This window comes from Alteromonas sp. ABH4_453 (assembly GCF_056160665.1).
In genome coordinates this window covers 396,993-407,750 of record NZ_JBSWXP010000006.1, presented here as the reverse complement: position 1 = coordinate 407,750, position 10,758 = coordinate 396,993, and the positions used below count along the sequence as shown (strand labels likewise).

General features: G+C 44.0%; 10 protein-coding genes and 1 tRNA gene. 5 read left to right on the top strand and 6 right to left on the bottom strand.

Annotated elements, in window-relative coordinates; all coding sequences use genetic code 11:
• The first annotated feature begins 7 nt into the window (after positions 1-7).
• Together ACXAGV_RS14425 and ACXAGV_RS14420 are read left to right on the top strand one after the other, a co-directional pair.
• Positions 8-83 (top strand) — tRNA-Val (locus ACXAGV_RS14425).
• Positions 84-424: 341 nt separating this feature from the next.
• A complete protein-coding gene (locus tag ACXAGV_RS14420) occupies positions 425-2,047 on the top strand; it encodes a response regulator (protein ID WP_474873846.1) in 1,623 nt (540 codons plus the stop codon).
• Positions 2,048-2,081: 34 nt separating this feature from the next.
• Here the strand turns inward: ACXAGV_RS14420 and ACXAGV_RS14415 are convergent, their stop codons facing one another.
• A complete protein-coding gene (locus ACXAGV_RS14415; RefSeq protein ID WP_474873845.1) occupies positions 2,082-2,609 on the bottom strand; it encodes a GNAT family N-acetyltransferase in 528 nt (175 codons plus the stop codon).
• Positions 2,610-2,738: 129 nt separating this feature from the next.
• The gene (gene moaA, locus ACXAGV_RS14410; protein WP_474873844.1) at positions 2,739-3,707 is read right to left on the bottom strand and encodes a GTP 3',8-cyclase MoaA; all 969 of its coding nucleotides are present in this window, start codon (positions 3,705-3,707) and stop codon (positions 2,739-2,741) included.
• 320 nt (positions 3,708-4,027) lie between these two features.
• Between moaA and ACXAGV_RS14405 the strand changes: the two genes are divergently transcribed.
• The 3 genes from ACXAGV_RS14405 to ACXAGV_RS14395 all read left to right on the top strand — a co-directional run bounded on the left by ACXAGV_RS14405 (position 4,028) and on the right by ACXAGV_RS14395 (position 6,564).
• A complete protein-coding gene (locus ACXAGV_RS14405) occupies positions 4,028-5,848 on the top strand; it encodes an ABCB family ABC transporter ATP-binding protein/permease (RefSeq protein ID WP_474873843.1) in 1,821 nt (606 codons plus the stop codon).
• Positions 5,849-6,064, top strand: a complete 216-nt coding sequence (locus ACXAGV_RS14400; RefSeq protein WP_159494438.1) for a DUF3820 family protein — start codon at positions 5,849-5,851, stop codon at positions 6,062-6,064.
• A gap of 182 nt (positions 6,065-6,246) precedes the next feature.
• Complete coding sequence (locus ACXAGV_RS14395; protein WP_474835178.1) at positions 6,247-6,564, top strand: hypothetical protein; 318 nt, start codon at positions 6,247-6,249, stop codon at positions 6,562-6,564.
• A 131-nt stretch (positions 6,565-6,695) separates the two neighbouring features.
• Here the strand turns inward: ACXAGV_RS14395 and ACXAGV_RS14390 are convergent, their stop codons facing one another.
• The 4 genes from ACXAGV_RS14390 to ACXAGV_RS14375 form a co-directional block, all read right to left on the bottom strand.
• Positions 6,696-8,039 carry a class II 3-deoxy-7-phosphoheptulonate synthase gene (locus tag ACXAGV_RS14390; protein ID WP_474873842.1) on the bottom strand — a complete coding sequence of 448 codons (1,344 nt, stop codon included), beginning with the start codon at positions 8,037-8,039 and terminating at the stop codon, positions 6,696-6,698.
• A gap of 179 nt (positions 8,040-8,218) precedes the next feature.
• Entirely contained in the window at positions 8,219-9,154 is a 936-nt protein-coding gene (locus tag ACXAGV_RS14385) for an ATP-binding cassette domain-containing protein (protein WP_474873841.1), read from the bottom strand.
• A 15-nt stretch (positions 9,155-9,169) separates the two neighbouring features.
• Positions 9,170-10,147 carry a FecCD family ABC transporter permease gene (locus ACXAGV_RS14380; protein ID WP_474873840.1) on the bottom strand — a complete coding sequence of 326 codons (978 nt, stop codon included), beginning with the start codon at positions 10,145-10,147 and terminating at the stop codon, positions 9,170-9,172.
• A 57-nt stretch (positions 10,148-10,204) separates the two neighbouring features.
• Complete coding sequence (locus ACXAGV_RS14375) at positions 10,205-10,681, bottom strand: low molecular weight protein-tyrosine-phosphatase (protein WP_474873839.1); 477 nt, start codon at positions 10,679-10,681, stop codon at positions 10,205-10,207.
• Between the last annotated feature and the right edge of the window lie 77 nt (positions 10,682-10,758).

Here is a 10,758-nt window from a genome sequence, read left to right as displayed (position 1 = left end):
AAAATACGGACGCTTAGCTCAGTTGGGAGAGCATCGCCCTTACAAGGCGAGGGTCACTGGTTCAAGCCCAGTAGCGTCCACCATCTCTTTCAAGTTTCTTTTAAGTTCAACATCTATACTTATTTTAAATTAACAGTTTCAGCTTATCTTTGTCTCGAAATTGCACAAAGCAACTCATACTCAGTACCAAATATACCTATCGAAAAACGCGCTACTCAAGCTGTGCAGTTGGTTACCACTTAGCTCTGCCAAGCCTCACTTTCAAAAACGCACCAAGCACTTAACCACCCTATTCGCCACGATATTCAAGTAGCCATATGGTTACGAATAACCTCAACTGTGCGTTAGCTCGCTGACAAGCTATACTTTAGAGATAGTTAACGTGGTATGGTAATGACCATGACGCTCTAAAGGCTACCCTTTAATGAAACTACACTTAGCTAGAAATACTAAGTTGTTAATTGCTGAAGATCAGGTGCTGGCTAAAAGCCACATGCACTACGCCCTTGAGCAGCTAGGTTTCAGAAACATGGACTATGTTGATAGGCCCTCTCATGCCCTGTCAGCGTTGCAAGAACACACTTATGACGCCATCATTTGTTCCTATAACTTACGCTCGGAACAAGGCGGTTATTTTTTGCTAGAGCAACTCAATGAGTCTCACTCGCTTCCCCTTACCAGCGCATTTGTCTTCACTAGTGCAGATACGTCAGCAAATATTGTTCATGCAATCATCGAACTGCAGCCAGACGAATTCATTGCCAAGCCATTTTCCGTTAACGAATTAGATCGTCGACTTTCGCGCGTTTTAGCGAGAAAAAAAGCCTTCAAAAATGTTTATTCGTTCATGGACAAACAGGACTATGAAAAGGCGCTAACCGAGGTTGAGTATTTCTTACTGCAACCCGAGCATGCTGAGCACTTTCCTCTAGCAATGAAGATTAAAGGTGATTTGTTTATTATCACAGAGAGATTCGAAGAAGCTATTCCCTTCTTCGAATCAATAATCAACATACAAGATTTTAGCTGGGCAAAAATGGGGATAGCAAAATGTCTGCTTGCACTCGATGAACTGGACGATGCCGAGAGAGAAATCATCCAACTGGCCACGCGCCCAGACTCTGCATTAGAAGCATACGACTTACTCACCAAACTTCAGATTAAACAATCATCGTTTGATGATGCTCTTGAATGCACAACACTTGCATGCAACATTTCTCCTCAGAACATCCCTAGGCATCAGATCGCAATAAACCTTGCGCGTATCACTCACGATTACGAGAGTCAGTTTAACAGTGCGAAGAAAGTCGTGCGCTACGCAAAAAACTCAATCCACGATAAACCAGATATTTATCTAACTGCGGCGAGAGCAGGCGTTGATTTTGCCATGACATCTGAGCCCGAGCACGTAAATAGCATAGTCAAACAAACCAGTGAATTCTTGCGGCAGTTGAAGAGGGCTCATCCTAAAGCGCTATTGAACGATGAACTAACGGTCATCGACGCACGCCTCCACTATTTGAAAGACGATACAGTAAAGGCACAGATGCTCTTGTCAGACTTTCATACCGATCATACACAACACCACTCTACCGAAGCGCTGCTTGATAGAGCAAAAGCCCTTCACGAAGTGGGGATGAAAAAAGAGTCTCTAGCAATTTTGGACGCCATTTCATCAAGGCACCATGAGGCGAATGACGAACTCAATCTCGTGGCGACCTATTTAAAACAAGAGAAAAAAGAAAAAGAAACCATTTCACTCAGCCCTAAAGTGCTCAATAACACCGCCGTTGCACAGTATAAACGAGGTAATTTAGAGCAGTCTTACACAACTTTCGCTCAAGCATTTCAAGTTATGCCCAAAAACCCTTCTATCGCGCTTAATTACCTTCAAGCAATAGTAAGGGCCAGAAAAGCAAACGCGCCTATGCTTCCCAATACTCTCTCGGCCATCAAAAAATGCAGAGAAACACTCGAGTCGGCAGCTTTGTCTGAAGATCAGTATGTTCGCTACGAGAACGTAAAAAGCATTCTAAAAAGCGAATGATAACGTCAGTCTTTCCCCTCTTCTACCTTCGTACTTAATTAGAATAGACGACTACTGTCTCGTGATAGAGTTTGTCTTTATACTCAAGCTCGTGACTAAACTTCATTCCTAGCTTTTTCATAATATTGATAGATGCACTATTTTGCGGATTTGCAATAGCAGAGAATTTATCAACACCAATATCATACAGCGCTTCTTTCACAGCTTGTGCGGCTTCAGTTGCGTAGCCTTTGCCCCACATATGGCGCTTAAAACGCCACCCTAGTTCCATATTGTCACTTTCAGGATGTTGTGTAAAAAACCCGAAGGGACGAACTAAAATCCAACCAATGCTTTCTTTTTCAGCTAACGTTTCTACTCGCCACAGTCCCCACCCTAAAGCTGGGTTAGAGTAGGCTTTAAAACGAGGAACAAAGATTTCCCGAATATCCTCTTTTGAAGACTTCTTACCACCGTTAATAAACTTCATGACATGCTCATCTTGGTCGAGCTCCCATAAAAAGTCAGCGTCTTGTTCGGTGATATAGTGGTAGGAAAGGCGCGCACTATCCTTGATATGCATATACATCCTTTATCATTATTGTTTTTAATATACTTACATCGCTGAATATAGCTCATTTTTAAAACAAACCAAACTTATTCGATGTTTTTCATTTTGCCCTACATCATCCTTTGGCGTAGGGATAATTTTTTAGCCTCCTAACATGGCAAGGTGCTTTGTTGCCCCAGTTTTTCCTTCATGAAGATAATGGGTTTCATGCTTTTGTCCCAAAACCTCTTGTAGGAAAGCTACCACGTCATCTACGTTACCATTTGCAAGAAGGTGCCTCATGTCTATACCGTTTTCACTGAACAAGCAAAGATGTAACTTGCCTGGCGCGGAGACACGAAGACGATTACACGTTTTACAAAAGTCCTTGCTGTACGGCATGATTAAACCAATTTTACCGGCATAATCCGGGTGATAAAACTCCTGCGCTGGTCCCGCATCTTTCCTACGCAGCAAAGGCTGCCAGCCCATCTCCAACAAAGTACTTTTTAGTGGTGTACCACTTTGATGTTGCTTATTGAAAAACTGATTTAAGTCGCCTGTCTCCATTAGCTCTATAAACCGGAGCGTTACTGGCATATCTTTTAGCCAAGCAAGAAACCTATGAAGACGGCTATCTGAAAAATCGTTGAGTAAGACAGAGTTCACTTTCACGTCTAAGCCGGCATCAATCGCTGCGTCTAACCCTCGAAGTACAGCTTTAAGCTTGTCTTGTCCTGTTATAGCGGCAAACTGACGGGGATCTAAACTGTCAATACTTACATTTACTTGGTGTAACCCTGCTTCTTTCCACTGATGCGCAAACTTTTCCATTCGCGCTCCGTGTGTTGTCATCGCTACTCGTTCGATACCAGGCGTATTACTTGTTAGCTGTAAAATATCAAGAAAGTCTCTTCGCAGCGTTGGTTCGCCGCCTGTTAGGCGTACTTTCGACGTACCTAGCTTAGCGAACGCTTTGAGCAAGGTATCAATTTCGTTTAGTGTCATAAACTGATCGCTCGTCGGGCCTTCATATCCGTCTGGCAAACAGTACTGACAACGAAAGTTGCACGCTTCGGTCACTGACAAACGTAAATAATGAAACTGTCTACCGAAACTATCTTCTAACAAACTAACTCCTTAATCCTCTGCGGCTTTGTAGTTAAATGCGCGGCTTCCCCCGTTTAAGAAAAACCAACCATTGAAGCAATAACAAGGTAACTAAATTATACTACCTTTAGTGTACGCGCCGTGGAACTAAAATTAAACATATTCATGGCAATAAATAAGACCATTTTAATCTCTCACCTATTTCAAAACGTATTTTAAAAAGCGAAAATAATCACCAATGGGCAAGCTTACTCAATTCCGATTACGAGGTTTCCATCGAACTACTTTCCGAACCCTCTCGCTCTTAATACAGTAAACCAAACAACAAAGCACACTATAAAATGAGAAAAAACCGTTTTCCTACTAATGTCGACGAACCTGTTAAATGGCACGTTCTCTCACAGCTATGGCCTTATCTTCTCGAGTTTAAGCAACGCGTATTTTTAGCCCTGCTGTGCCTAGTAGCAGCGAAGCTTGCCAGTATTGGCCTGCCCTACGTGCTGAAGTACACCGTTGATAGTTTAAATGGCGATTTGACCACTCTAGCTTTAGCGGTTCCTATTAGTTTGATCGTAGCCTACGGAACGCTGCGCTTACTGAATGTGTTACTTGGCGAAGTACGCGACACGCTATTTGGTCGGGTTACAGAGCGTGCCATGCGCCGCCTTGGACTAAAAGTCTTCAAACATTTGCACAACTTAGACTTGGGCTTTCATTTAAATCGACGCACAGGCGGATTGTCACGAGATATAGAGCGCGGTACCAACGGCGTAAGCTTCCTCATGCGTTTTATGGTGTTTAATATTGTTCCTACCCTATTAGAGATCACTCTTGTTGTAGGCTTACTCTTGTTTCAGTTTGGCGTATCTTTCGCGTTAATTATTGTAGTTAGCGTCGTGGCTTACATTGGCTTTTCGATGAAAGCGACGGATTGGCGCACTCGCTTTGTTACTCAGATGAATGAAGCTGACTCGACCACCAATTCCCGGGCGGTAGACAGCCTGCTAAATTTTGAAACCGTTAAATACTTTAACAACGAATCCTTTGAAGCCAATCGCTACGACACGGATTTAGCTGCATGGGAAAAGGCACGAAGAAAAAACCGCTTGTCGCTATTTGCATTGAACGGCGGCCAAGCTGCCATTATCGCTATCGCCATGACATCTATGATGGCAAACGCCGCCTTTGGCGTCATGAATGGCGGGATGACCATAGGTGACTTTGTATTAATAAACGCGTTCACCATGCAAATTTTTATGCCCTTAAACTTCTTGGGTTTTGTGTATCGTGAAATTCGAGGGAGCCTCGCGAATATCGATAAACTATTTGACCTTCTCGCCCAAACTCCGGCCATAACAGATGCCCACGACGCTACAGAATTAACCTGTGCTAACCCCGCACTGCGATTTATTAATGTTCATTTTGCATACACCGAAAATCGACACATATTAAACGGACTGAGCTTTGATGTACCGCCAGGCTCTAAGGTAGCTGTCGTAGGTGAAAGCGGCGCAGGCAAATCAACGCTGATGAAGCTGCTCTTTAGGTTTTATGAGCCTCAACAGGGCAACATCAGCATAGATGGCAAAGACATATCATCGGTTACGCAACAAAGCTTGCGTTCACATATCGGTATTGTCCCTCAGGATACAGTATTGTTTAACACTACCTTGCTTGAGAATATTCGCTACGGTAACCCAGATGCCAGCGATGAAGATATTAAACACGTCATCAAACTAGCGCATCTTGAAGCATTTGTAGAAAGCTTACCTGAAAAGCTAGACACAACGGTAGGTGAGCGAGGCCTGAAACTTTCTGGCGGCGAAAAGCAGCGCGTATCTATCGCAAGGGCCTTACTTAAAGGCGCGCCAATCATGATTTTTGATGAAGCCACCAGCTCGTTAGACAGTACGTCAGAACGTGCAATATTAGCGGCCCTTCGCGACGCTGCTAAGGGACACACCAGTTTAGTCATCGCCCATAGACTGTCCACCATTGTTGATGCCGACAAGATCCTTGTACTCAAAAACGGTACCATCGTAGAGGAAGGAACACACACTTATTTACTTGAGCAAGATGGTGAATACAAAGCACTATGGCAAGCGCAACAGCGTGAAGATGAAGAGCATAACGAAAATACCCAGACAAAAGGTAACCAGTAAATGGATCCAACGCTTATCAAAGCCGCTATTAACCAAGTAATGCCCTTTGGCAAATACGCTGGAAGACGCCTATTTCATTTACCTGAGCCCTATTTAGTTTGGTTTCACAAGCAAGGCTTTCCAGATAACAAGCTTGGTGAGCAACTTGCTTTAATGTATGAGATTAAGCTAAACGGCTTAGAGTCTGTTGTAGAGCCCCTGTTAAATGAAGATTGATTTTATTTCGCTTCATGCTCTCAAAACTAGAACTTGATTAACTACCTTTTTCGTTCAAACGACGCCATCTCGCTACATTAAGAGATAGTGTAAAAAAAGTGCGAGAACGTCGCAGATTGCGAAATTTCTCTTTCAACAAGCCTATAAATTTTATAAATAATAGTAAAAACGCCAGAAGATTTATGTTTGCAAGACCCAGAAAGCAACGTCGACATGACGTGAACCAACGTATTAAAACTATTCACAGTGCGATAGCAGACAAGCTGATGTCTCATCCCGAACTTTTTGAGCAAGTTGAACAAACCTTGGAAATGCGTTATCAAAACAAAATGATGCGTTACGGTAGCTACCTGCTTTGGAAGGGGATTATAGAAGCTCGCAATGAGCCTGACGTATTTAAAGCCCTGTTATTAGCCGATGATGAGCGCACCGCTAACTTAAGGCGAGAAACTATTTTCACGGGTATATTGAGCGAGCAAGAAAGAGAACAACTGCTGTAAAAAAACGGGCAGCGTTTATTTCGCTGCCCATTTTTGATAACAGTACGATGTGCGTTTAGGGATTGGTACTATCTATTACCCATTACGCATTACGCATTACGCATTACGCATTACGCATTACGCATTACGCATTACGCATTACGCAAATGATCAGCCACCAAGAATGCCATTTCAAGTACTTGGTCAGCATTTAAGCGCGGGTCGCATTGCGTTTTGTAGGCTTGCGCTAAGTCTTCATCGCTAATTTCATAAGCGCCACCCGTACATTCAGTTACGTGCTGACCGGTCATTTCAAGGTGAATACCACCTGCGTGAGTACCTTCTGCTTCATGCGCTTGGAAGAACTGTCTAATTTCTTTCAAAATCGCATCGAAGTTACGGGTTTTATAGCCGCTAGATGCTGAGAACGTGTTACCGTGCATCGGGTCAGAACTCCACACTACGTGTCTGCCTTCAGCTTTAACTTTACGCAATAAGCGTGGCAAATTGTCGGCTAAATTATCGGCGCCCATACGCGTAATAAGCGTTAAACGACCCGGATCGTTTAGCGGGTTAAGCGCATCAATCAAACGAATAAGCTCGTCTTCCTGCATACTTGGCCCCACTTTCACACCAATTGGGTTGTGAATGCCACGGAAAAACTCAACGTGCGCATGGTCAAGTTGACGGGTACGCTCACCAATCCACACCATATGCGCAGAACAGTCGTAAGGCTTACCGGTTAGGGTATCGATACGTGTTAGCGCCTGCTCATAGTTAAGCAGCAATGCTTCGTGCGATGTAAACAGCGACGTTTCGTGCAGCGTAGAACTGGTTTGTGCGTTAATACCAATAACATCCATAAACTCAAGGGTATCTTGAATACGGTTGGCCATATCAGAATAACGCTCTTTAAGCGGATTGTTTTCAACGAACGCCATGTTCCAGCGGTTAACTTCATGAAGGTCGGCCAAACCACCTTGTGCGAACGCGCGAAGTAAATTCAGTGTTGACGCACTGCGATGGTAGGCTTCCAACAAACGGTCAGGATCTGGTCGACGGGCCGCTTCGGTAAATTCGAAGTTGTTGATGATATCACCACGATAGCTTGGCAAGGTCACGCCATCGCGGGTTTCGAAATCTGATGAGCGCGGCTTGGCGTACTGGCCTGCCATACGGGCTACCTTAGTTACCGGACAACGACCAGCAAAGGTAAGCACAATGGCCATTTGAAGAATAACTTTAAAGGTATCGCGAATTTTAGGCGCATTAAATTCGTCAAACGACTCAGCACAGTCGCCGCCTTGTAAAAGAAAGCCTTTACCCAAGCTCACTTCACCTAGCTGGCGTCTAAGCTCACGGGCTTCAGCAGCGAATACAAGCGGTGGATAAGAACTTAATGTTTGCTCTACTTCTTTTAAACGTACTTTGTCGTCGTACTCTGGTTGCTGAAGAATAGGTTTATTTCTCCAACTGTCTACTTGCCAATTACTCAACGGTGTTCTCCTGAATAAAAAAACGTAGGGCAAACGTTTTACTGAAAATATTTATTGAAGCTAGATGCTTCGAATAAAAAGACTGTAACGCGCTTAACAGTGCGTCTGTAGCGCTTTTTTCTAATCAGTCTAATGTGAAAATGTGAATCTAAAAAAATGCTGGAGGCACTTTACCACATTTATTCTAGGGAAATAGGTGCGCAAACTTGAATTTCTAGAAAGTTATCGTGCTTGCTTATAGCAAAATGGCATTCAAACACATTTTCTAAGTTTGTTTGCGTGGCCACCTCTTGTGGCTTGCCGAACGCCACCATGCGACCTTTTTGCATAAGCCATAAACTATTGCAATAGTTGGCACTAAGCGCGATATCGTGAGACGTCATTAGTAGAGTATTCCCTTTATCGCAAAGGAGTTTTACTAAACTAGCCAGCGCATATTGATGCCTTATATCAAGTCCTTGCAATGGCTCATCTAAAAACGCTACACCCTCTCCACGCTCTAACTGCGGCCAAATTTGCAAAAGCGAACGACAAATTTCTACGCGCTGACGCTCACCGCCAGAAAGTTGAGTGAGAATTTTGTTTAAAAAAACCGAGACTTCAAGGGCTTTCTCCAAAACAGATGGAATGAGTAAATCTTGCTGTGCTGATGCATAAAAGCTTAGGTACTCCTTTACCGACAAATGAAAACCACTTTCGCTTTGTTGTGCTAAAAAGGTGCGCACACTGGCAAGAGTTGCCAGCGACCAATCGTTCATTGGTTTACCTAGCAGTATGACGTTGCCTTCGTCAGCATCAATAAGGCCAGCAAGGGTAAGCAAAAGCGTTGACTTCCCTGCTCCATTTGGCCCAATAATGTGAACGCACTCGCCTTTTTTTGCACGTAAATCTTCCACCCAAAGTCGCGATGCTACTTTTACATTCTGTAAGCTTAAGACGGAACGACTATCTACTAGGTTGTGGCTATTCGCTGGGAAATTGCTATCAGCATAATCATCTTTGCCGCTAACATTTTGCTTTGGGTTAGCGTTGATGGAGTCTTGCTCATCAGTATTTTTTTGTTGATTACTACAAGTACCAGGGCGTTGCTGGGTACTAAAATTTTTTGTCGTCATTTCATTACCCCTCCACTACCCTTTAAATTGACCTTTAGCTAATGCCCAAATTAATAATGGCCCGCCTAACGTAGCCGTTACCATAGACACCGGAAGCGTAATGGCACGGGTCATTTCAGAGCTTAACGCAACCAGCATCAGCAGGCTTGCACCACTTAATGCACTTAAAGGCAACAAATAGCGATTATTATGCCCGATGATCAAGCGCAAAATATGCGGTACTAATAAACCCACAAAAGCAATAGAGCCGGCCATGGAAACCGCTGTACCTACAGCAATAGCGCAGGCAATGAGTGCGCGCTCAGTGAGTTTTTCCACATCCACACCACTACTTTTTGCTGCAAATTCACCTGCGTAGAGCTTGTTTAAATCGCCAGCGAAATAAAGCTGTAATGCGACAGCAACAGCGATTAATGGGCCGCCCACTGACAAAATTAACCAGTTAGTTTGGTACAAACTACCCATTAACCAGAAAGTAAGATTGCGCAGGGCATTAGCGTCACTGAACATGTAAAGCCACGCTATAACGGCGCCGCTAAGGGTAGAGATGGCAATACCAGCTAGAATAACAGCCGTAGAGGAACCCAGCAGTTTTCTGGCTAAGCGGTAGATGATAAATGTAGATAATAACGCACCAATAAAACATCCCAAAGGCAGCAAATAGTGTAGGTACGCTGTAGCCCATTGTGGGGTTAGCAGTAGCAAAAGCGCAGCAACCAAGCTTGCGCCACTCGTAATGCCGATAATTCCCGGGTCTGCCAAAGGATTTCGCAGCACTACTTGCAAGGTAGCGCCACTTGTAGACAGTGCCGCCCCTACTAAACACGCAGTAAGAATAAGCGGTATTTGAAGCTGAACAATAATATGCTGTTTTAGTTCAGCCGCCGTATCAGACAGCCCTGTCACGCTAACAATCCCTACCACACCTATGACGAGTGACAAAAGTACTGTTATTACAACCAAAGTGACGGCGGTGCGTTTAGTTCCTGTCATTGTCAATATGGGTTCTCAACGTGGGCTCTCGAGATGGTGTATCAATATGACTTACGTTTATTGTTGTTGGGTTTGCTTAAGATGCGTAATCAAACCGTCCGACGCTTCTTCGATAAGATCTAACACCAGCTCAAAGCCGCGCTTGCCACCATAATATGGGTCAGGTACTTCCTTATCGTCTACATTTGCAAAATCAAGAAACAGCTTAATTTTATCGTGGTACTGGCTTGGCGACATACCGTGCAAATTAGCAAGGTTGCTGTTATCCATGGCTAGAATGAAATCAAATCGTTCAAAGTCGCTTTCATCCACACGTCGGCATTTTAGCCCTTTGAAACTGTAGCCTCGTTCTACGCCTGCGGCTTGCGAACGCTTATCGGGCGGGTTACCAATGTGATAGCCGTGGGTTCCCGCTGAGTCAATTTCAATATTTAATCCGGCTTGTGCAGCCTTGTGTTTGAACACGGCTTCTGCGGTTGGAGAACGACAAATATTACCCAAACACACGAACAACACCGATGTAGATTGTTTCATTCAAAATCCTATTTCATTGCAGTGACGGGGCGCGACTAAACTTTATGCCTAGTTTCACGTATGATACGCCGTCAGAA